We start from the raw sequence: 21,028 nt of genomic DNA, 5'->3' as shown, positions 1-21,028 counted from the left end.
TGGTCCCTCACACGGTGATGCCGTAGGCGCGGGCGAATAGCTCGACGGGGTGCAGCTGCTCCGGCAGCGGCCCCTCACCGTTCAGCCTTTCGATGCCCTGCATGATGTGCGGGCCGGCGATGGGGCATTCCGACGCGAGGAAGGCCTTGCCCGCCTTGGCGGCTTGGTTCGCCACCGGCTTGCCCACCTTCAGCGCCGTCGGGAAATTCTCCGTCAGGACGCCCCAGGAGCCGCCGTGGCCGGAGCAGCGCTCGATCACCTTCAGGTCGGCCTGCGGGATCAGGCGCAGCATCTCCGTCGCCTTCTGGCCCATGTTTTGGGCGCGGGCGTGGCAGGCGATGTGCAGCGCGACGCCGCCGGGCAGCGGCTGCAAGCCTTCCGCCAAGCCGTCCTTGCGGGCGATGTCCACGATGTATTCGCTGACGTCGTAGGTGGCCTGGGCCAGATCCAGCACCGCCCCGCGGTGGGGTGCGTCATTCGGAACGATCAGCGGCCATTCCATCTTCAGCATCAAGGCACAGCTGGGCACCAGGGCGACCACGTCGTAGCCCTTCGCGATCCAAGGCGCCAGCGCCGTCGCCACGCGGGCGGCGTTGCGGTCCACCTTCTCCAGGTCGCCCTGCTCCAGCTGCGGCATGCCGCAGCAGGACGGGTAGACGACCTCCGTCTCCACGCCGTTCTTGGCGAGGATGGCGCGCGCGGCCATGCCGATGGCCGGGTTGTTGTAGTTGGCGAAGCAGGTGGCGTAGAGCACCGCCTTGCGCTTGCCGTAGGCCGGCGCGGCGGTGTTCACCGGCGCCGGATCCGCTTTGGCGCGCATCGCAAGGGTCTTGCCATGGAACTTCGGCAGGTGCGCGTCCCGATGGACGTCGGCGACCTTTTCCAGCAGCGGGCGGGTCAGCGTGTTCTTCTCGTCCGACGCCCAGTTGGCGAGCGGCGCCACGGCCCCGGCGAGCTTGCCGTTGCGGTCGGTCTGCGTCAGCTGCTTCAGCGCGAAGGGGACACCGGCCTTCTTCGCCTCCACCGCGCGGTGGCGGACCATCAGGTGCGGAAAGTCCAGCGCCCATTCGTGCGGCGGCACGTAGGGGCACTTGGTCATGAAGCACATGTCGCAGAGCGTGCAGGCGTCCACGACCGCCTTGAAGTCCCTGGACTCCACGCCGTGCACCTCGGCGTCGCCGGCATTGTCCACGAGGTCGAACAGGCGCGGGAAGCTGTCGCACAGGTTGAAGCAGCGGCGGCAGCCGTGGCAGATCTCGAAGACCCGGCGCATCTCCGCGTCGAGCTTGGCCTCGTCGTAGAAGTCCGGGTTCCGCCAGTCCAGCGGATGGCGGACGGGCGCCTCCAGGCTGCCTTCGCGCATGGGCGTGATCCCCTCCCTGGGGAGCCGGTTCCTTGCCGGCCGTTGTTCGTTCTGAGCGGAAGAGTGTCGCAGGAGAGCGAATTCACCACAGAGACACGGAGACACAGAGGATTTTGAAACAGACAGGTCTGCCGCCGGGTGGATCGGACGGCAAGGCGGCCTTCCGCAATCGTTTCTGTGTTCTCTGTGTCTCTGTGGTGAAAATCTGCCCTCAGGCCGGCGATTTGCCGGGCTTACAGCTGGTCCAGCGCCTTCTGGAAGCGACCGGCGTGGCTCTTTTCGGCCTTGGCCAGCGTTTCGAACCAGTCCGCGACCTCGTCGAAGCCCTCGTCGCGGGCGGTCCGGGCCATGCCCGGGTACATGTCGGTGTATTCGTGGGTTTCGCCGGCGATAGCGGCCTTCAGGTTGGCCGAGGTCTCGCCGATCGGCAAGCCGGTGGCCGGGTCGCCGACCTCTTCCAGGAACTCCAGATGGCCGTGGGCGTGGCCGGTTTCGCCTTCCGCCGTGGAGCGGAAAACGGCGGCGACGTCGTTGTAGCCTTCGACGTCGGCCTTCTGTGCGAAATAGAGGTAGCGGCGGTTGGCTTGGCTCTCGCCAGCGAAGGCGGCCTTCAGGTTGTCTTCGGTCTTGGTGCCCTTAAGCGACATGGCGGTTCCCTCCAGACGGTTTGTCTGGCCCGGTCGCGCGCGGGCATGTGGCCTCAGGCGGCCGAGCATAGCCTTTGGCTTATGCCACCGACGGGGGCGCCTCGTCAATGTTTTAGAATGCCTCTAAAACTATTGGCAGGGCTTTGGCGCTAAAATGATAATGAGAATTGTTCGCGAAGTCCTAAAGCGAACTTCCGTTCGCTTTAGATTCAGATGGCCTCATTGGCCGGCTCTCAGCGGATGCCTGTGGCATCCGCCTGCCGCCAGCGGGAACGAAGTTCCCTCGAGAGGCCGGGCTTCGGACGCATGGGCGTCCGGGCCCGCCGTCGCGGTCCAAAGCGGATGGAAATCCGCTTTACGGACCTCAGGCGGCTTCGCCGTCGTCCTCGGCCAAGCGGACGATGACGTCCACGCGGGCAACGCGCGTGCCCTTCGGCGGCAGCGGCAGGTTCTGCACGACGATGTCGTCGGCCGCGATGTCTTCCAGCCGGCCGGTGCCTTCCAGGAAGAAGTGATGGTGGTCGGCGGTGTTGGTGTCGAAGTAGGACTTGCCGGCCTCCACCACCACTTCGCGCAGCAGGCCGGCGGCGGTGAACTGGTTCAGCGTGTTGTAGACGGTGGCGAGCGAGACGCGCAGGTCGGTGCCCATCGCTTCCGTGTGCAGCTGTTCCGCCGTCACATGCCGGTGCTCGCCCTCGAACAGCAGCCGGGCGAGGCCCAGGCGCTGGCGGGTCGGGCGGAAGCCCGCGGTCTGCAGGCGATCGAGGGCGCGCTTGTAAGGACGGATGCCGGTCATTCTGGTCTGCGTCTGTCGTGATCGGGCGTCGTGGTCGGGCGCAACGCCGGGGGCTTGGGGCGCAGGGCGCCGGGCCACCGAAAACAAAACGGACTGCGACGAACCGCCGCAGTCCGGTTACTTTAGAACGATTTCAGCTCGCCGGGCAAGACGGTTGCGCGGAATGCCCGCGAAATACCGCCTTCATTGCCCGTTTGCCGTCTTGCGATCCCCTTGCCCGGCGGTCAGTAGCCGGTGGCGATCCGCTCGACCAGCTGCTTCACCGTCGGGATGAAGCCGTCCTTGTAGTAGGGGTCGCTGGCGAAGCGGAAGGCGTTGTGCCCGGCGAACATCAGCTGGTGCTCGCAGTCGTCGGTGTGGCTGACGGCCTGGAGCGTCTTCTGGATGCAGTAGGATCGCGGGTCGGCGCGCTTGCCGGTGGTGCCTTCCTCGTTCTGCGCCCAGTTGGAGAAGTTGCAGGCCGACAGGCAGCCCATGCAGTCCACCTGGTCGCGGTGGATCGCCTCCGCCTGCGCCGGCGTCACGAAGACGACCGTGCTGTCCGGGGTCTTCAGCCCGGTGGTGAAGCCCTCGGCGATCCAGCCCTCGGCGCGGACCTTGTCGGTCGCGGTGACGTAGACCGGGCGGCCGCGGGGACCGAGCGGCAGCTCCGCCGAATGCTCGCCCACCGGCTTCGGCAGGTAGGCGACCTGGCGTTGCGAGCGCTCCATCAGGTCGATCAGGAACGGGTTCTTGACCGCGGAGGAGTAGAAGCCGGTCGGCGAGAAGCGGTTCAGGAAGACGTCGCCTTCCTTCAGCGTCAGCAGCCGGTGCTTCCAGGCGGCGGAGATCGGGCTTTCCTGCGTCAGCAGTGGGCGCGTGCCGAACTGGAAGGCGACCGGGCCCAGGTCGGGGTTGTCGATCCAGTCTTCCCAGTCCGACAGCCACCAGACGCCGCCCGCCATGACGATGGGCGTGTCGTTCAGGCCGAAGCTGTTCAGCATCTGGCGCAGCGCCAGGACGCGGGGGAACGGATCCTCCGGCTTCTGCGGGTCCTCGGAATTGGACAGGCCGTTGTGGCCGCCGGCCAGCCACGGATCCTCGTAGACCACGCCGCCCAGGTTGTCGCGGAACTTGTGGTAGGCGCGCAGCCACAGGGCGCGGAAGGCGCGCGCGGAAGAGACGATCGGGTAATAGTGGACGCCGTAGCGCACCGCGATCTCGGCCACCTTGTAGGGCATGCCGGCGCCGCAGGTGACGCCGTGGATCAGGCCCTGGGAGCCTTCCAGCACGCCGTGCAGGATGTGCTCCGCCCCGCCCATCTCCCACAGGACGTTCATGTGGATGCGGCCCTGGCCGTTCGACGCCTCGTGCGCGATGCGGGCCTGCGCGATGCCGCCTTCGATGCCGAAGCGGATCAGCTCGTCGTGGCGCTCCCGCCGGGTCTTGCCGTGATAGACCTGCGGCAGGAGGTTGCCGTCCGCGTCGTAGCTGTCGGCGTTCACGCCGGAGAACGTCCCAATGCCCCCGGCCGCCGCCCAGGCGCCGGAGCTTTCCCCGTTGGAGACGGCAATTCCCTTGCCACCCTCGACGAGCGGCAGAACCTCCCGGCCAGACATCAGCAACGGCTTAAGCGCCTTCAACGAAACCTCCAAGACCGAACGAGCGCCCTCACGCCGGGCACCCAGGAAACATGACCTGCCGGACGACGAAAAACCCCGCCGGGAGGCCTACTCCCGACGGTCCTGCCGCCACGAGCGATCTATATATGAGGAAATTTCCGTGCGGACGAGCGGATTCGCGGAGTTAGAAAAAAATCTGCCACAGAGGCGTTTACCTATGCGTCATGTCGTTTTCTCATGGGTTAGGGATTTTTCTCCGGCACGTCCTTTCCCAGGGCTGCGGCGAGGCGGCCCGGCGCGTCGGTGAAGACAGCGGTGATTCCCCAACCGAACAGCGTTTGCGCGCGTTGCGGGGCGTTGACCGTGTAGGCCAGAACCGGCCGGCCGGTCGCGCGGTAGGCAGCGACGCTCTCCGGCGTCTGGCGGTCCTGGTGGACGTTGAGCGTGGCGGCCCCAACCCGGTCGGCGATGGCCACCCAGTCGGCCGGCGGGTCCCACAGCAGGTAACCGCGGGGGATGTCCGGCGCCAGGTCGCGCGCCACCTCCAGGCAGGGCACCTCGAAGCTGGAGAGGAGCAACGGCCGATCGGCCGGCCACAACCGTTTCAGCGTGTCGATCGCGACCTGCGCGGTGGGCACGTCCTGGCCGGGATAGGGCTTGATCTCCAGGTTCAGGCCAAGGCCGAGGTCGAGGATCAGGGCCAGCGCCTCTTCCAGCGTCGGCACCGTTTCGCTGGCGAAACGGGGATTGAACCAAGAGCCGGCATCGAGCTGCTTCAGCTCGGCCAGCGTCAGGTCGGGGACCGGGCCGAAGCCGCTGGTGGTGCGGTTCAGCGTGTCGTCGTGGATCAGAACGGGCTGACGGTCGCGGGTCAGCATGACGTCCACCTCCACCCAGCGGGCACCCTGGCGGGCGGCCTCGCGGAGGCTGGCGAGCGTGTTCTCCGGCGCGCTTTCCTTGGCGCCGCGGTGACCGATGAGGCGGGGAAGAGTCGACAGCATGGGGCCTGCGGGAGTAAGAGCGAGCCCCTACTATAGGATGGAATGCCCTTTCGGGAAGATGTGATGAAGGCTGCGCACAGCGTCTCCGATCTGGTGGATGCCGGGCTGCTGACGCCCGAGGCGGGCGCGGCGGTCGCCGATGTGGCCGGCCGCTACGCCGTGGCGCTCACCCCGTACCTGCTGGAGGCGCTGGAGGGTACATCCCCCGGCGACCCGCTGTACGCCCAGTACGTGCCCAGCGCGGAAGAGGCGTACACCGCGCCGGAGGAGCGCGCCGACCCCATCGGCGACGTGGCGCGCAGCCCGGTGAAGGGCATCGTCCACCGCTACCCGGACCGGGTTCTGCTGAAGCCGCTGCACGCCTGCGCGGTCTACTGTCGCTTCTGCTTCCGCCGCGAGATGGTCGGTCCTGGCGGCGAGGCCCTGTCGCCCGACGAGCTGGACGCGGCCCTGGCGTACGTGCGGGAGCACCCGGAGGTGTGGGAGGTGGTGATCACCGGCGGCGACCCACTGCTGCTGTCGCCGCGCCGATTGACCCACATCGTGCAGGCCCTGTCGGCCATCCCGCATGTCGGGGTGGTGCGGTTGCACACGCGCATTCCCGTCGCCGATCCGGGGCGCGTCACGGCGGAGTTGGTGGAGGCGCTGACCGCGCCGGACGTGGCGACCTGGATAGCCGTGCACGTCAACCACGCCGACGAACTGACCACGCAGGCGCGCGGCGCGCTGGCGCAGCTGGTGGAGGCGGGCATTCCGCTGCTCGGCCAGACGGTGCTTCTGAAGGGGGTGAACGACCGGCCGGAGGCGCTGGAGGCGCTGTTCCGGGGGTTGGTGCGCAACCGGATCAAACCCTATTACCTGCACCATCCGGATCTGGCCGCCGGCACCAGCCATTTCCGCCCGACGCTGGCCGAGGGGCGGGCGCTGGTGAAGGGGCTGCGCGGGCGCGTCTCCGGCCTCTGCCAGCCGACCTATGTGCTGGACATCCCCGGCGGGCACGGCAAGGCCCCGGCGGCGGAGGGATGGGTGCGGCCGGAGGGCGATGACGGGAGTTATGCGGTCGAGGACTTTACCGGGGCGACGCACCGGTACCGGGGCTGACGCTCAGCGCAGATAGGCCGGCGTTCCAAACAACGGGTCGGGGTTCAGCAGCACGCCGTGCACCGCGACCACGGACGCGAATCCGGTCCACAGCACCAGCGGCACCCAGCTGGCCGCGATCAGGCGGTCATCTTTCCAGACGAAGGCGATGCTGAAGGCCGCGATGATGAAGTAGGAGATCGTCCAGGCCGCCGCCAGGATCGGGCTGCCCAGCGTGAAATAGGCGAAGTTGAAGCTGCCGTAGAGCAGCCACAGCGCCCCTTGCAGCCCGATCAACGCCCCGCGGTACTGGATCGTCCGCGGCGTGTTGAGCAGCCGCACGTCGCCCCACAGCTGGATCAGGCTGATGGTGAACCAGACCACTGGGAAAGCCCAGCCCGGCGGCTGGAGCGGCGACTTCTGGTAGCCGGGGAACGGATCCCCTCCCCGCTCGAAGAAGCCGTAGAGGTTGGCGAGGATCCAGAAAACCAGCGCGTGCCACCAGCGCACCCGGAACGGCAGGCGGCCGGGATCGGTGGGGGCGAAATGTGGATCAGAGGTCGAGTTCCAGCTCATCCCCAACCAGATGGAACGGCCGCGCTTGCGATCAAGCGCGACAGGACGCCGCTTTCAGGAACATGCGACGCCCTCCGGCGGTTTCCCTAAGTCCAGGATGTGAGCCCAGGATGACCGGAGGATCGGACGATGCGGTGGGAAGGTGGGCGCGAGAGTGAGAATGTGGAGGACCGCCGCGGCGAATCGGGCGGCTTCACGCGCGGGGGCTTCGGCGGACGCCTTGGAGGCGGTGGCATCCCGATCGGGCGCGGCGGGCTCGGCATCGGCGGGCTGGCCATCCTTCTGGTCGTCTCGCTTCTGCTGGGCGTCAACCCGCTGGACCTGATCGAGGGCAACGCCCCGCAGCAGCAGGACCAGCGCTACGAGCAGTCCCAGGCCCCGCGCAGCGGCGCCGACGACGAGCTGAAGCGCTTCGTCTCCGTCGTGCTGGCCGACACGGAGGACGTCTGGCAGGCGCAGTTCCAGCAGATGGGCCGCACCTACCAGGACCCGAAGCTGGTGCTGTTCTCCGGCGTGGTTGATTCCGGATGCGGAACGGCACAGTCGGCCATGGGGCCCTTCTACTGCCCGCTGGACCAGAAGCTGTACATCGACCTCAGCTTCTACCGCGACCTGCGCGACCGCTTCCGCGCGCCGGGCGACTTCGCCCAGGCCTATGTGATCGCGCACGAGGTCGGGCACCATGTGCAGAACCTGCTGGGCATCTCCGACCGGGTGCAGCAGGCCCAGCAGAGCGCCGGCAACCGCGCCGACGCCAACGCCCTTTCCGTGCGGCTGGAGCTTCAGGCCGACTGCCTGGCCGGCGTCTGGGCCAACCAGGCGAACCGCCAGAAGCAGATCATCGAGCCCGGCGACGTGGACGAGGCCCTGAACGCCGCCAGCGCTATCGGCGATGACCGCCTTCAGAAGCAATCGCGCGGCACCGTGACGCCGGACAGCTTCACCCACGGCAGCAGCGCCCAGAGGGTCCGCTGGTTCCGCACGGGGTTCGACTCCGGCCAGATGCGCTCCTGCGACACCTTCGCGGCCGAGCGACTGTAACACCGGCTGTTGGGCGTTTCAAAATGGACCCATAGGAAGGTGCGATTCCGGACCTCGCAAGGGACCATTTGGTCGTGCCATATGGCCTGACCGCCAAATGGCGCCACCACCTGACGTCCCTTGCCCGAGGCCCCGCCGATGTCCGACGCCGCCACCGACACCTACTCCGTCACCGACCGCAACCGGGTGAAGCGGCTGCACGAGCGCGGCCACTATGACCAGGCCAGCGTGCACGCGATCCTCGACGCGGCGATGGTCGCGCACATCGCCTACGTCATCGACGGCCAGCCCTTCTGCACCCCGACCGCCTTCTGGCGCGAGGGCACGCACCTGTACTGGCACGGCTCCGCCGCCAGCCGCATGCTGCGGGCGCAGAAGCCGGGGCTGCCGGTCTGCCTGACCGTGACGCATCTCGACAGCCTCGTGCTCGCCCGCAGCGGTTTCAACCATTCGGTGGACTACCGCTCCGCCATGTGCTTCGGCACGGCCCACATCATTGAGGATCCGGAGGCCAAGGTCCGCGCGCTGGACGCCATGATCGACCGCTTCTACCCCGGCCGCAACGCCGAGCTGCGCCCCAGCACCGCGCAGGAGATCAAGGCGACCATGGTCGTCGGCATGGAGATCGCGGAGGCCAGCGCCAAGGTCCGCAACAAGGGCGTTGGCGACGAGGAGGAGGACTACGCCCTGCCCATCTACGCCGCCCGCATCCCCGTCACCCAGGTCATCGGCACGCCCGAGCCCTGCCCGCGTCTGGTGGACGGCGTGGCTTTCCCGGAGGGTCTGAAGGGCTTCACGGCGGGAAGGCGCTTGGACGAGGTGATGCTGGAAAGCCACCGGACGACGTTCGACGGGGAGTGAGCGTCCCTTCACGGCACTGTGACGAAAGGCGTCCCTTCGGACGCCTTTTCTCTGTGGTAAAGCCGTCGGGCAAATTTCGCCATGGCCCGGAGAGCACGATCATGAACATTCCTCCCCTGCCCTTCACCATCACCGACTGGAGCAAGGTCGAGCCGACCGAGCACCCCGGCGAAACCGGGATGGCCACGTGGCGCAGCTTCCAGATCGGCGACCTACGGGTGCGCAGCGTCGAGTATTCGCCGGGCTACCTCGCCGACCACTGGTGCGACCGCGGACATGTCCTGTACGTGCTGGAAGGCGAGTTGGACACCGAACTGCGCGACGGGCGCAGCTTTAAGCTTCTGCCGGGCATGAGCTACCAAGTCTCCAACTTCGGCGACGCTGCCCACCGCTCCTCGACCCGCACCGGCGCCAAGCTGTTCATCGTGGACTGACCCCGCGACGCCAAGGGTCCGCAGGCGTTTTGTCGCATGGGTTGAGTGATGGAGAGGTTTCAACCCATTATGGGCGGTCTTCCGAAAGGGAGCGCCGCATGTCGATCAAGGTTGATAACAAGAAACTCTCCATCGCCCTCACCAAGGTGGCGGTGGATGTCTTCGACGGGAAGTTCTACAGCGCCGTAAAAGGCGTCATCGACACGGCGACCGCCTTCACCAAGGAAGGGCCGGGCGACCCGACCGCGGAAGAAGGCGCCCGCCTGCTGCTCCAGCGCGGGGCCTACATGGCGGCGATGCGCACGATTCAGCGTTTCGCCCGCGGCGCCCCCGCCCTCACCGCCGAGGCCGACCCCAACGAGATCGAGGCCCAACTGTCCGGCCTCGCTGCCGACACCTCCCTGGAATTGACCAAGGACGCCTTCACCGACCCGGAGCGCTGGCCGGCCCTAGCTGCGGTGCTGGACGCCTTCGCTGGCTGGCAGAAGGCCTGCGGCGTGACAGAAGATAAGCGCGAACCGATGCAGCTGGCCTTCCAGGAGGAGTTCGCGCTGGCGCTGGCCGGCGAACTGCGCGACCGGGACAGGGAAGCCGACTACCGCGACCTTCTCGCCGAAGTGACTCGCAGCACGCCGCTGGATGCGGCCGCACAGAGGGCGCTCGACTGGCAGGCCTACGGCGCGCGGCTGGTGGAGGCGGTGCATCGGCCCTTGCGGTCGCTTGATCCGGAGAAGATTCCGCGCTGCTCGCTGCACGATCTGTACGTACCGTTGCGAGCATCCCTGGGTGAGTTGCCGGATCCGTCTGCAGCCCGGAGGAGCGATTCCAGACGGATTCCCATTCTGTGGCTTGACGAGGCGCTGGACTGCTGGACTGCCAATGCCAACCGGAGGGACAGCATTCGGGTGCTGTCCGGCGAACCGGGCTCCGGCAAGTCGAGCGCCTGCGCCATGCTGGCTGCACGGCTGGCGCGACAGGGCCGGCGGGTGCTTCTGGTGCCGCTCAGCCGGTTGAACTACACGGGCGATGCGGCCACCGAACTGGCCCGCTTCGTCCGGAACGAGTTGGGTCACGACGCGCTGGAGCGAGCGAAGGGAGATTTGGGCCCCCCCCTGGTGCTGATCCTTGATGGTTTGGACGAATTGGCGAAGGCCGGCCAGGGCGCGGTGGCGATCCTGACCGGCTTCGTAAATAACTTGGGTTTTGCTTTGTCTGAAATGAACCGCAATGGCATGCGGGTATTGCTGCTGCTGGCCGGACGGCCAGGCGCTGCCGGATCCGCAGACCCCATTGCTCGCGTTGAGGGGTCCCGGCTACATGTTCTGCGTTACCGGGTAGAATCGAAAAAGCTCGACTGGTTCGACAATCGCAAGCTGGCGGGACTCGATCAGCGCCCAGATTGGTGGCGTCGCTTCGACCGGGAAAGGCGTATGCCAGATATTCTAAGCCAAACGAATGTACATTTGGGCTCGCTCACTGATCAACCCTTGCTAAACTGGCTGCTCGCCCAGGTTCTAGTCCTAGAAGGACAGGATAAAGCAACATGCATTGAAGGGATGCACGACCTCTACAGCCGGCTTTTTAGTCATGTGCTCAACCGTTTTCACCGGAAATCGGAGGAAGGATGGACCGAAAGCACGGACATTATCCCGCGCGCCGATCTAGGACGGATGTTGGAAGAAGTTGCGGTTGCGGCGTGGCACAGTGGAGGCGATCGAACTGTCCCTTTCCCTGTGGTAAAAAGCCGATTGGAAAAAGCTGGACTTGACCGTTATCTTGTCCGTTTGACAGAAAATCGCGACGAAGCGCTGACCAGCCTGCTGGATAGTTTCTTTTGCCGTGCCCACGCTGGACAAATGCATCACTCCGTCGAGTTCACGCACAAAAGCTTCGGCCAATTCCTCACCGCAAGGCGCATCGTGCGCGAGATCACAGACGCTCATGACGATCTAAAGGGCGGCGACCGTCGCAATAGGGTAATGAGCTGCTTGGAGAATTGGTTGTCTCTGTGCGGACCTGCCGCGATGGATAGCGATCTGTTGAACTTCTTGCAAGCGGAGGTGGCTGCACCGCCGCGCGAAGGCGACGGGCCGCGTGATGTAGCTTGTTGGCGGACAACCCTCACCCAATTATTCCAGGACTGCGTCAGGCACGGCATGCCAATGCCCAGCGGGAATTTGCGGGCGCGCGAAACAGAACGGCAGGTCCGCAACGCCGAAGTTACTCTCCTTGGCGCGCTTCATGCCACGGTGCTGGTGTCCTTGGATCCACCCAATCGGTCAATCATAAGACTGGACCCGGATAATCCGAGCGAACCACGGCTAGCGGGGGCGACCCTGCATCGTCTTATCGGAGCATCGTCGGAATCCGGGGTCGCCTGGGCTTGCTTATCCTGCCTTAATCTTGCAGGCGCTGAACTGGAGGACGCCAGCCTGTGGGGCACGATCCTAACATGCACCAATCTGAGGGGCGCCAACCTGACGCGCGCGATTCTTTGGGGCACCGGGCTGGAGGGAGCCGATCTGACGAACGCCGTTCTGGCGGGAGCCAAACTGACGGGGGCCGACCTGTCGGAAGCCGACCTGACTGGCGCTCGCTTAATGGGCGCTAACCTGACGGGGGCCAACTTAACGGGGGCCAACCTGACGAACGCCGACTTGTCGGAAGCCGACCTGACTGGCATCCAGTTAGCAGGCGCTAACCTTATAGGGGCCAACGGCATATCGCAGGCAGGAAGCCCAACCGACGCAGCCCCTGCTTTTAATTCAGCAGCGCCAATAACCGACGACGCTACGGTATGATGACATAGCCATGCCAAATTGCGTGACATGAATTGCCATTCGGCTCGATCGTGCCCCGAGGCGTGGTGTCTGAGGGGGCCTCTGTGCTCTTCGGCGGGTTGAGGCCGCCGGTCTACTCCGCTGCGATGGACAGCGGATCAGGGGTGTGAGGGTGGCACAGCTCGGCCAGGCTTTCCATGGTCATGTAGCGCCGGGCCACCGCCCATTCATCATGCTGCTCCAGCAGCAAGGCGCCGACGAGGCGCACAACCGCCCCTTCGCCAGGGAAGATGCCGACGACGTTGGTGCGCCGCTTGATCTCGCCATTCAGCCGCTCCAGAGGATTCGTGCTGTGCAATTTGGTGCGCAGGTCCTTGGGGTACTTCATGTAGGCCAGCACGTCGAACTCCGCCTCGTCCATCAGCGCCGCCAGCTTGGAAAAGCGCGGCCGCAGGCTGTCGGCCACCCGGCGCCACTGCTCATGCGCCGCCTCAGCGGTCTCCTGGGCAAAGGCGGTGCGAATGGTGGCCGCGACCATCGTCTGGTGCGCCTTGCCGACGCAGGCGAGGAGATTCCTCATGCAATGAACACGACAGCGTTGAAGTGTGGCGCCCAGCACCTTGGAAGCGGCGGCCTTCAGCCCGAGATGCGCATCGGCGATCACCAGCTTTACGCCGCGTAGGCCCCGGCGGGTGAGGGTGCGCAGGAAATCGGTCCAGAAGGTCTCGGCTTCCGACAGCCCGAGGCCGAGCCCCAGCACCTCGCGCCGGCCATCGCTGTTGACGCCGATGGCCAGTATGGCGGCGAGCGAGACGATGCGGCCGTCCTGGCGCACTTTCACGTAGGTCGCATCCAGCCACACAAAGGGCCAGTCGCCTTCCAGCGGCCGGTTCAGGAACGCCTGCACGCGCTCGTCGATGTCCTGGCACAGGCGGCTGACCTGGCTCTTGGAGATGCCGGTCATGCCCATCGCCTTGACCAGATCATCGACGTTGCGCGTCGAGATGCCCTGCACGTAGGCCTCCTGAATCACCGCGATTAGCGCCTTCTCCGCGGTGCGGCGCGGCTCCAGGAAGGCCGGGAAGTAGGAGCCGCGCCGCAGCTTGGGGATGCGCAGGTCGATGGCCCCGGCGCGCGTCTCCCAGGTCCGCTCCCGGTAGCCGTTGCGCTTGGTCTGGCGGTCCTCGCTGCGTTCGCCATACCCGGCGCCGCACAGGCTCTCCACCTCCAGCTCCATCAGGCGCTGGGCGGCGAAGCCGACCATCTCGCGCAGAAAGTCGGCATCGGCGCTCTTCCCAATCAGCTCCTGAAGAGCGATCCTGTCCTCGGTCATCGTGGTCTCCGTCTTGGTTGATGGTCGTTAAGCAACCTCAACTTAGCCGAAGAACACGGTGACCGCCGCTCCCGAACGGCCGGCCCGCCTGCGCCAGCTATGGGGGAGCGCTCCGGCGGGCCAGCCTCACGCCTCAGACACCACGCGGTGGGACGCGATCATCGGCCCATAGCTCGTAGCATTCGGCCCACCGGTTTGTTCCAGCACGAAAAAAAGGCGCCTTGCGGCGCCTTTTCTCTTTTGGATGCGGGTCGGAACCCTTGCCCCCACCCCGACCCTCCCCCGCTGGGCGGGGGAGGGAGAATAGGCGCCCTCCCCCGCTTGCGCGAGGGAGGGAGTGGACGCAGCATCACTGCGCGGCCGGGGCGTCCTTCTTGGTCAGGTCTTCGCCGGTGGCTTGGTCGACCTGCTTCATGGACAGCTTGACCTTGCCGCGGTCGTCGAAGCCGATGACCTTGACCTTCACCGAATCGCCCTGCGACACGACGTCCGACACCTTGCCGACGCGCTGCGGCGACAGCTCGGAGATGTGGACGAGGCCGTCCTTGGAGCCCAGGAAGTTCACGAAGGCGCCGAAGTCGACGACCTTCACGACCTTGCCGGTGTAGATGACGTTCAGTTCCGGCTCGGCGACGATGCCCTTGATCCAGTCGATGGCGGCCTGGGCGGCCTTGGTGTCGACCGCGGCGACCTTGACCGTGCCGTCGTCCTCGATGTCGATCTTGGCGCCGGTCTGCTCCACGATCTCGCGGATCACCTTGCCGCCGGAGCCGATCACGTCGCGGATCTTCTCCTTCGGGATGTTGATCACGGTGATGCGCGGGGCGTTCTCGTTCACCGCCTCGCGGGCGCCGGTCAGGGCCTTGGCCATCTCGCCCAGGATGTGCAGGCGGCCGTCCTTGGCCTGGCCCAGAGCGATCTTCATGATCTCCTCGGTGATCGAGGTGATCTTGATGTCCATCTGGAGCGCGGTGACGCCCTTGTCGGTGCCGGCCACCTTGAAGTCCATGTCGCCCAGGTGATCCTCGTCACCCAGGATGTCCGACAGGACCGCGAAGCCGGTGTCTTCCTTGATCAGGCCCATGGCGATGCCGGCCACCGGGCGCGCCAGCGGGGCGCCGGCGTCCATCAGCGACAGGGACGTGCCGCAGACCGTCGCCATCGACGACGAGCCGTTGGACTCCGTGACTTCCGACACCACGCGCAGCGTGTAGGGGAAGTCTTCCTTCTTCGGCAGCAGCGGGTGGATGGCGCGCCAGGCCAGCTTGCCGTGGCCGATCTCGCGGCGGCCCGGCGAGCCCATGCGGCCGGCCTCGCCCACCGAATACGGGGGGAAGTTGTAGTGGAGCATGAAATGCTCCCGGTACTCGCCTTCCAGCGCGTCGATGATCTGCTCGTCCTGGCTGGTGCCCAGCGTGGTGACGACCAGCGCCTGAGTCTCGCCGCGGGTGAACAGGGCCGAGCCGTGGGCGCGCGGCAGCACGCCGACCTCCGACACGATCGGGCGGACGGTCTTGGTGTCGCGGCCGTCGATGCGGCGGCCGGTCTTCAGGACGGCGCCGCGCAGGATGTCGGCCTCCAGCTCCTTGAACTCGGTCGCGATGGCCTGCGACTCGAAGGACTCGGCCAGAGCCTCCAGCGCCTTCGCCTTGGCGGCGCCGATCTTCTCGTAGCGGGACTGCTTCACCGTCTCGGTGTAGGCGGCCTCCACGTCGGCGCCCACGGTCTCGCGCAGCTTCGCCTTGAGCGCGGCGCGGTCATAGGCCGGCGCGGGCAGGTCCCACGGCTCCTTGGCGCATTCTTCGGCCAGGTCGATGATGGCCTGGATGACCGGCTGGAAATTCTTGTGGCCGAACATGACGGCGCCGAGCATGACCTCCTCGGACAGCTCCTTGGCTTCCGATTCGACCATCAGCACGCCTTCCTGGGTGCCGGCGACCACGAGGTCGAGGTCGGAGCCGTCGACGCGGTCCATGGTCGGGTTCAGCACGTACTGGCCGTCGACGTAGCCGACGCGCGCCGCGCCGATCGGGCCCAGGAAGGGAATGCCGGAGATGGTCAGCGCGGCCGAGGTGCCGACCATGGCGACGATGTCGGGATCGTTCTCCAGGTCATGGCTCAGCACGGTGCAGATGACCTGCGTCTCGTTGCGGAAGCCGTCGGCGAAGAGCGGGCGGATGGGACGGTCGATCAGGCGGCTGACCAGCGTCTCCTTTTCCGTCGGGCGGCCTTCGCGCTTGAAGAAGCCGCCGGGGATCTTGCCGGCCGCGAAGGACTTTTCCTGGTAGTTGACCGTCAGCGGGAAGAAATCGACACCGGGCTTCGGCGACTTGGCGCCGACGACCGTGCACAGGACCGTGGTCTCACCATAGGTGACCAGGACCGCGCCATCGGCCTGACGGGCGATCTTGCCCGTCTCGAACGTCAGCTTGCGCCCACCCCATTCGATTTCTTTGCGGAACACCTTGAACATTGCGTCTTCCTTCCATCCGACACCTAGGCCCGCCGGATTGCTGGCCTAGGCCGGGGCCACCAGTCGTTCGACCCCGCATGAAACCCCACAACGGAGGCTAAAACCCAAAACGACAAACGGCCGGTCCCGGAAGGTCCGGAGCCGGCCGTCTGATCAAAACATACCTTCGCCAACAGCCGAACGCCCCGACCAGCGCGCCGGTCCCCTTGGCACCAGGAGCTGGTGCGGCGGACCAAGGGCGGATCGGAGCGTGTGTTCGGTCACCAGGACGGACGCCTCAAAACTTAGCGGCGCAGGCCCAGACGCTCGATGAGCGTGGCGTAGCGGCTGTTGTCCTTCTTCTTGAGATAGTCAAGAAGACGGCGGCGCTGGCCGACCATGACCAGCAGACCACGGCGGGAGTGGAAGTCCTTCTTGTGGCCCTGCAGGTGCTCGGTCAGGTTCCGGATGCGCTCGGACAGGATCGCGACCTGGACCTCGGGCGAGCCGGTGTCGGCCTCACCGCGGGAATATTCCTTGATCAGTTCCTGCTTGCGATCGGGCGTGATCGACATCGGGGTCTCCGTATCTTAAAGGTTGAGGACGCGCACCGGACGGACTTCCGCCCCCTCCACCCGCGCCAGCGCCACCGGCTTCCCGCCGAAAAGCGCAATGACGGTGCCATCCCCACCAACATCACCGCGGATCGCCGTAAGGCGCTCGCGGTCCTGCCGGGTGAGGAGGGCCACCGTCTGGCCGTGTTTCAGTCGGTGCGCTTCCGCGTCCGTCAGGGCCAGCGCCGGGATGTCGTCCAGCGCGGTCTCGATCGGCAGCAGAAGTCTTTCGACGGCCGCACCTTGCTCCATCGCGACCAGATCGTCCAGGGAAATCGCCCGCTCCAGGTTGAAAGACCCCACGCGCAGGCGGCGCAACGTCGCGATGTGCCCGACCGTCCCCAATCGTTCGGCGAGGTCGCGGGCGATGGAGCGCACGTAGGTGCCCTTCCCGCAATCGACCTCCAGAACGGCGTGGTCGGCGTCCGGCGTCTCCACCAGTTCCAGCCGGTCGATGCGGACCGTGCGGGCGGCCAGATCCACGGCATCGCCCCCGCGGGCGATGTCGTAGGCGCGCTCGCCGTCCACCTTGATGGCGCAGAACTGCGGCGGAATCTGCTCGATGTGACCCAGGAAGGCGGGGAGTGCCGCCCGGATGGCGTCGGCGTCCGGGCGGACGTCGGACGTCTCGACCACCGCGCCCTCGCGGTCGTCGGTGGTGGTGCGGGCGCCCCAGCGGACGGTGAAGCGGTAGGTCTTCTCCCCGTCCATGGCGTAGGAGACGGTCTTGGTCGCCTCCCCCAGCGCGATGGGCAGGATGCCGGTGGCCAGCGGGTCCAGCGTGCCGCCGTGCCCGGCCTTCTCGGCGTTCAGATGGCGGCGCACCTTGGACAGCGCCTGGGTCGAGGTCAGGCCTTCCGGCTTGTCGAGCACGATCCAGCCGTGGATCGCCTCACCCTTGCGCTTACGAGCCACGCTTGCCCCCGCGCGGCGCCTCACCTTCATCCTCCTCGTCGAGGTCGTCATCCTCGTCGTCGAGATCGTCCTCATCCTCCGGGCGGTCGTCCTCGTCCCAGGAGTCGTCCCCCTCGTCGAGGTCATCCTCATCGTCGTCATCGTCGCCGTTGACGTGAGCGAGGCTGGTGTAGCCCACATCCCGGGCGACCGCCGGGCTGTGCAGGATGTTGTCGATGTGGCTGGCGTAGTCGAAGGACGTGTCGGCCTCGAAGCTCAGCGTCGGGGCGTGGCGCAGGTTGATGGCGCGCGCGATCTGGCCGCGCAGGAACGGACCCGCCCGGCGCAGCGCCGCCAGAGTCTCGTCCATGTGGCCGCCGCCCAGCGGCGTGACGAAGGCGGTGGCGTTGCGCAGGTCCGGGCTGATCCGCACCTCGGTCACGGTGACGTTCAGAGCCGCCAGTTCGGGGTCGTGGAAATCGCCGCGCTGGAGCAGTTCCGCGAGCGCGTGGCGCAGTTCCTCGCCGACGCGCAGTTGCCGCTGGGACGGGGGCTTGCCGGCTGCGTCGTGTTTTTTTCTCATGGTGTCGATCCCGAAAAGCGGTGCGGGAGGGATCTGGCCTCCCACGAAAACAGGACAAGGGCGCACGGGCGCCCTTGTCCGAACAGGTCTCTGAAAACGGCCGGGTCCGAGGGACCGGCCCGAAGAACCGGGGTATGGCGACGGGCTTACAGCTCGCGCGCCACCTCCTCGATCTCGAAGGCCTCGATGATGTCGCCGGCCAGGATGTTGTCGTAGTTCTCGAAGGCCATGCCGCACTCGTAACCCTCGCGCACTTCCTTGACCTCGTCCTTGAAGCGCTTGAGCGTCTTGAGCGTGCCCTCGTGGATGACGACGTTGTCGCGCAACAGGCGGCAACCGGCGCCACGCTTGACCGTGCCCTGGGTGACCATACAGCCGGCGACCTTGCCGACCTTGGTGATGTTGAACACCTCGCGGATCTCGGCGTAGCCGATGAAACGCTCGCGGAGCGTCGGCGACAGCATGCCGGTGAGGGCCGCCTTCACGTCGTCGATCACGTTGTAGATGATCGAGTAGTAGCGGATCTCGACGCCGTCGCGCTTGGCCATGTCGCGGGCCTGCGGGTTGGCGCGGACGTTGAAGCCGATGACCATCGCGTTGGAGGCGTTCGCCAGCGTGATGTCGGACTCGTTGATCGCACCCACCGACGCGTGCAGCACGCGGACCTTGACCTCGGTGTTCTCGGCCGTGAGCTTTTCGAGCGCGTTGGAGATCGCCTCGATCGAGCCCTGCACGTCGCCCTTGATGACGACCGGCAGTTCCTTGGCCTCGCCGGCCTGGATGCGGCTGAACATGTCCTGCAGCGAACCGCGGGCCGAGGCCGCCACCGCCGCCTCGCGCTTCTTGCGCTGGCGGAACTCGGCGATTTCGCGGGCACGGGCTTCCGACTCGACGACCGTGAAGTCGTCGCCGGCGAGCGGCGTGCCGTTGAGGCCGAGCACCTCGACCGGGCTGGCCGGGCTGGCTTCCTCGACGCTCTGGCCGCGGTCGTTGACGAGCGCGCGGACGCGGCCCCACTCCGACCCGGTGACGAACACGTCGCCGACCTTCAGGGTGCCGCGCTGGACCAGCACGGTGGCGACCGAACCGCGGCCACGCTCCAGCTTGGCCTCGACCACCACGCCTTCGCCGGTGCGGGCGGGGTTGGCCTTCAGCTCCAGGATTTCGGCCTGCAGGAGGATGGCCTCCTCCAGCTTGTCCAGGTTGCGCTTGGCCTTGGCCGACACTTCCACGGTCTGGATGTCGCCGCCCAGCTCTTCCACCACCAGCTCGTGCTGGAGCAGTTCCTGGCGGACACGGTCCGGCTTGGCGTCGGGCAGGTCGATCTTGTTGATCGCGACGATGATCGGAACCTTCGCGGCCTTGGCGTGGTGGATCGCCTCGATCGTCTGCGGCATGACGCCGTCGTTCGCGGCGACGACCAGCACGACCACGTCCGTGACGTTGGCGCCGCGGGCGCGCATCTCGGTGAAGGCGGCGTGGCCCGGCGTGTCGATGAAGGTGATCTTCGCACCCGACTCCAGCTGCACCTGGTAGGCGCCGATGTGCTGGGTGATGCCGCCGGCCTCGCGGCTGACCACGTCGGTCTGGCGCAGGGCGTCCAGAAGCGAGGTCTTGCCGTGGTCGACGTGGCCCATGATGGTGACGACCGGGGGCCGCGGCACCAGGACCGCCGCCGCATCGTCGTTGCTGCGCAGGCCCACCTCGACGTCGGCCTCCGACACGCGGCGCACGCGGTGGCCGAACTCGGCGATGACCAGCTCGGCCGTGTCGGCGTCGATGGTCTGGTTGATGGTGGCCATCACGCCCATGCGCATCAGCTGCTTGATCACGTCGGCGCCGCGTTCCGCCATGCGGTTCGCCAGCTCCTGGACGGTGATCACCTCGGGCAGGACGACGTCGCGAGTCACTTTCTGCGTCTCCTGGCGGCTCATCTGACGGAGCCGCTCACGCTCGCGGGCACGGCGGACGGCGGCCAGGGAGCGCGTGCGCTCACCACCCTCGTCGCTCAACGCCTGCGAGACGGTCATCTTGGAGCCCTTGCGGCGGTCGGCGCCCGGAGCGGCCTTGCGGACCGGAGCCGGAGTCGGAGCCTTCTTGCCCGGCTTGCCGCGCGCACCACCGCGGTCCTCTTCCTCGTCGCCGAAGCGGCCGGGGACGGCACCGGCCGGAGCCGGACCGCGCGGAGCCTGGGCGTCCGCACCGGGCGCCGGGCGGGCACCGGGACCACCCGCCGCGGGGCGGGCGCCGGGGCCACCGGCCGCCGGACGGGCACCGGGGCCGCCGGCCGGGCGGGCGCTCGGACCGTCGCGGCGCTGCTGCGGCTCGGCCTCGCGGCGCTTGGCCTCTTCGGCCTCTTTGCGCTTGGCTTCCTCTTCCTGGCGCCGGCGCTCGGCCTCCGCGGCCTTGGCGCGTTCCGCCTCTTCGATCCCACGCAGCTCCGCAAGCTCACGCTCGCGCAGCGTCTCGGGGTCGAGCACCTGCGGCTCTTCCTCGATCACCTGGGTGTCGGCGTTGGCGGCGGCCTCCGCCGCCTCGGCGGCGCGGGCGGCCTCGGCCTCCGCCGCAAGCGCGGCGAGTTCGGCCTCCACCTCGGCGCGGCGGCGCTCTTCCTGGGCAGCGCCCTGGAGAGCGCGGATGCGCGCCTCGCGTTCCTGGTTGGTCAGCTGGCGGACGGCGCCGCCACCACCACCGCCACGCTGGCGCTGGCCGCCACCGCCGCGGACAGGGATGCCCTGTGCGGCCTGGCGCGCGGCGGCGCCGCCGTCGGCCACACCCGGCAGAGCGCCCTTCTCCACGGCCCGCTTACGCTTGACCTCCACGGTCACGGGCTTCGACCTGCCATGGGAGAAGCTCTGCCGGACCTGGGTCTCGACCGGCTTCTTCAGCTCCAGCTTCCCTTTGCCGGAGCCGGAGAGGTGCAAGACTTTCTTTTGGTCCTGGTCGTTGCTGTCGGTCATCGGTTCCCGAAT

17 protein-coding genes are annotated in these 21,028 nt (G+C 67.1%); 5 read left to right on the top strand and 12 right to left on the bottom strand.

Going from position 1 to position 21,028, the window contains the following annotated elements; genetic code table 11:
* Nucleotides 1–7 precede the first annotated feature (7 nt).
* The 5 genes from M2351_RS00915 to M2351_RS00895 form a co-directional block, all read right to left on the bottom strand.
* Nucleotides 8–1,363: a heterodisulfide reductase-related iron-sulfur binding cluster gene (locus M2351_RS00915; protein WP_264654302.1), complete on the bottom strand. Its 1,356-nt coding sequence runs from the start codon at nucleotides 1,361–1,363 to the stop codon at nucleotides 8–10.
* A 233-nt stretch (nucleotides 1,364–1,596) separates the two neighbouring features.
* Nucleotides 1,597–2,010 (bottom strand): rubrerythrin family protein, encoded by a 414-nt coding sequence (locus M2351_RS00910; RefSeq protein WP_264654301.1) that lies wholly within the window; start codon nucleotides 2,008–2,010, stop codon nucleotides 1,597–1,599.
* Nucleotides 2,011–2,374: 364 nt separating this feature from the next.
* Entirely contained in the window at nucleotides 2,375–2,806 is a 432-nt protein-coding gene (irrA, locus tag M2351_RS00905; RefSeq protein WP_264654300.1) for an iron response transcriptional regulator IrrA, read from the bottom strand.
* 224 nt (nucleotides 2,807–3,030) lie between these two features.
* Nucleotides 3,031–4,428: an NAD(P)H-dependent flavin oxidoreductase gene (locus M2351_RS00900; protein ID WP_264654299.1), complete on the bottom strand. Its 1,398-nt coding sequence runs from the start codon at nucleotides 4,426–4,428 to the stop codon at nucleotides 3,031–3,033.
* 221 nt (nucleotides 4,429–4,649) lie between these two features.
* A complete protein-coding gene (locus tag M2351_RS00895; RefSeq protein WP_264654298.1) occupies nucleotides 4,650–5,408 on the bottom strand; it encodes a glycerophosphoryl diester phosphodiesterase in 759 nt (252 codons plus the stop codon).
* Nucleotides 5,409–5,471: 63 nt separating this feature from the next.
* On the opposite strand from M2351_RS00895, the gene M2351_RS00890 reads away from it, so the two are divergent.
* On the top strand, nucleotides 5,472–6,509 hold the full coding sequence (locus M2351_RS00890) for a lysine-2,3-aminomutase-like protein (RefSeq protein ID WP_264654297.1): 1,038 nt from the start codon (nucleotides 5,472–5,474) through the stop codon (nucleotides 6,507–6,509).
* Between the two features lie 3 nt (nucleotides 6,510–6,512).
* Here M2351_RS00890 and M2351_RS00885 read toward each other — a convergent pair whose 3' ends face one another.
* A complete protein-coding gene (locus tag M2351_RS00885) occupies nucleotides 6,513–7,064 on the bottom strand; it encodes a TspO/MBR family protein (RefSeq protein ID WP_264654296.1) in 552 nt (183 codons plus the stop codon).
* A gap of 129 nt (nucleotides 7,065–7,193) precedes the next feature.
* Between M2351_RS00885 and ypfJ the strand changes: the two genes are divergently transcribed.
* From ypfJ to M2351_RS00865, 4 genes are all read left to right on the top strand, one after another.
* Nucleotides 7,194–8,105 carry a KPN_02809 family neutral zinc metallopeptidase gene (gene ypfJ, locus M2351_RS00880; protein ID WP_264654295.1) on the top strand — a complete coding sequence of 304 codons (912 nt, stop codon included), beginning with the start codon at nucleotides 7,194–7,196 and terminating at the stop codon, nucleotides 8,103–8,105.
* Between the two features lie 138 nt (nucleotides 8,106–8,243).
* Entirely contained in the window at nucleotides 8,244–8,966 is a 723-nt protein-coding gene (locus M2351_RS00875; protein ID WP_264654294.1) for a pyridoxamine 5'-phosphate oxidase family protein, read from the top strand.
* A 101-nt stretch (nucleotides 8,967–9,067) separates the two neighbouring features.
* A complete protein-coding gene (locus M2351_RS00870; protein WP_264654293.1) occupies nucleotides 9,068–9,400 on the top strand; it encodes a DHCW motif cupin fold protein in 333 nt (110 codons plus the stop codon).
* 98 nt (nucleotides 9,401–9,498) lie between these two features.
* Nucleotides 9,499–12,201 (top strand): pentapeptide repeat-containing protein, encoded by a 2,703-nt coding sequence (locus tag M2351_RS00865; protein ID WP_264654292.1) that lies wholly within the window; start codon nucleotides 9,499–9,501, stop codon nucleotides 12,199–12,201.
* 112 nt (nucleotides 12,202–12,313) lie between these two features.
* Here M2351_RS00865 and M2351_RS00860 read toward each other — a convergent pair whose 3' ends face one another.
* The 6 genes from M2351_RS00860 to infB all read right to left on the bottom strand — a co-directional run bounded on the left by M2351_RS00860 (nucleotide 12,314) and on the right by infB (nucleotide 21,016).
* On the bottom strand, nucleotides 12,314–13,513 hold the full coding sequence (locus M2351_RS00860) for an IS256 family transposase (RefSeq protein WP_264654291.1): 1,200 nt from the start codon (nucleotides 13,511–13,513) through the stop codon (nucleotides 12,314–12,316).
* Between the two features lie 349 nt (nucleotides 13,514–13,862).
* Nucleotides 13,863–15,986, bottom strand: coding sequence for a polyribonucleotide nucleotidyltransferase (gene pnp, locus M2351_RS00855; protein ID WP_264654290.1), 2,124 nt, complete (start codon nucleotides 15,984–15,986; stop codon nucleotides 13,863–13,865).
* Nucleotides 15,987–16,270: 284 nt separating this feature from the next.
* Complete coding sequence (gene rpsO, locus M2351_RS00850; protein ID WP_209770494.1) at nucleotides 16,271–16,540, bottom strand: 30S ribosomal protein S15; 270 nt, start codon at nucleotides 16,538–16,540, stop codon at nucleotides 16,271–16,273.
* A 15-nt stretch (nucleotides 16,541–16,555) separates the two neighbouring features.
* Entirely contained in the window at nucleotides 16,556–17,494 is a 939-nt protein-coding gene (gene truB, locus M2351_RS00845; RefSeq protein ID WP_264654289.1) for a tRNA pseudouridine(55) synthase TruB, read from the bottom strand.
* A complete protein-coding gene (gene rbfA, locus M2351_RS00840) occupies nucleotides 17,484–18,056 on the bottom strand; it encodes a 30S ribosome-binding factor RbfA (protein WP_264654288.1) in 573 nt (190 codons plus the stop codon). Before rbfA ends, truB begins: the two co-directional genes overlap by 11 nt.
* 146 nt (nucleotides 18,057–18,202) lie before the next feature.
* Complete coding sequence (gene infB, locus M2351_RS00835) at nucleotides 18,203–21,016, bottom strand: translation initiation factor IF-2 (protein WP_264654287.1); 2,814 nt, start codon at nucleotides 21,014–21,016, stop codon at nucleotides 18,203–18,205.
* Nucleotides 21,017–21,028: the final 12 nt, after the last annotated feature.

It is taken from the genome of Azospirillum canadense (assembly GCF_025961225.1).
GTDB lineage: Bacteria > Pseudomonadota > Alphaproteobacteria > Azospirillales > Azospirillaceae > Azospirillum > Azospirillum canadense.
This window is presented reverse-complemented; position numbering and strand designations above follow the sequence as displayed.

Bases quoted from the DNA above. Each gene is read 5' to 3' on its own strand.
- M2351_RS00915 (WP_264654302.1), bottom strand. From the start codon at position 1,363: ATGCGCGAAGGCAGCCTGGAGGCGCCCGTCCGCCATCCGCTGGACTGG.
- M2351_RS00910 (WP_264654301.1), bottom strand. From the start codon at position 2,010: ATGTCGCTTAAGGGCACCAAGACCGAAGACAACCTGAAGGCCGCCTTC.
- irrA (WP_264654300.1), bottom strand. From the start codon at position 2,806: ATGACCGGCATCCGTCCTTACAAGCGCGCCCTCGATCGCCTGCAGACC.
- M2351_RS00895 (WP_264654298.1), bottom strand. From the start codon at position 5,408: ATGCTGTCGACTCTTCCCCGCCTCATCGGTCACCGCGGCGCCAAGGAA.
- M2351_RS00890 (WP_264654297.1), top strand. From the start codon at position 5,472: ATGAAGGCTGCGCACAGCGTCTCCGATCTGGTGGATGCCGGGCTGCTG.
- M2351_RS00885 (WP_264654296.1), bottom strand. From the start codon at position 7,064: ATGAGCTGGAACTCGACCTCTGATCCACATTTCGCCCCCACCGATCCC.
- ypfJ (WP_264654295.1), top strand. From the start codon at position 7,194: ATGCGGTGGGAAGGTGGGCGCGAGAGTGAGAATGTGGAGGACCGCCGC.
- M2351_RS00875 (WP_264654294.1), top strand. From the start codon at position 8,244: ATGTCCGACGCCGCCACCGACACCTACTCCGTCACCGACCGCAACCGG.
- M2351_RS00870 (WP_264654293.1), top strand. From the start codon at position 9,068: ATGAACATTCCTCCCCTGCCCTTCACCATCACCGACTGGAGCAAGGTC.
- M2351_RS00865 (WP_264654292.1), top strand. From the start codon at position 9,499: ATGTCGATCAAGGTTGATAACAAGAAACTCTCCATCGCCCTCACCAAG.
- M2351_RS00860 (WP_264654291.1), bottom strand. From the start codon at position 13,513: ATGACCGAGGACAGGATCGCTCTTCAGGAGCTGATTGGGAAGAGCGCC.
- pnp (WP_264654290.1), bottom strand. From the start codon at position 15,986: ATGTTCAAGGTGTTCCGCAAAGAAATCGAATGGGGTGGGCGCAAGCTG.
- rpsO (WP_209770494.1), bottom strand. From the start codon at position 16,540: ATGTCGATCACGCCCGATCGCAAGCAGGAACTGATCAAGGAATATTCC.
- rbfA (WP_264654288.1), bottom strand. From the start codon at position 18,056: ATGAGAAAAAAACACGACGCAGCCGGCAAGCCCCCGTCCCAGCGGCAA.
- infB (WP_264654287.1), bottom strand. From the start codon at position 21,016: ATGACCGACAGCAACGACCAGGACCAAAAGAAAGTCTTGCACCTCTCC.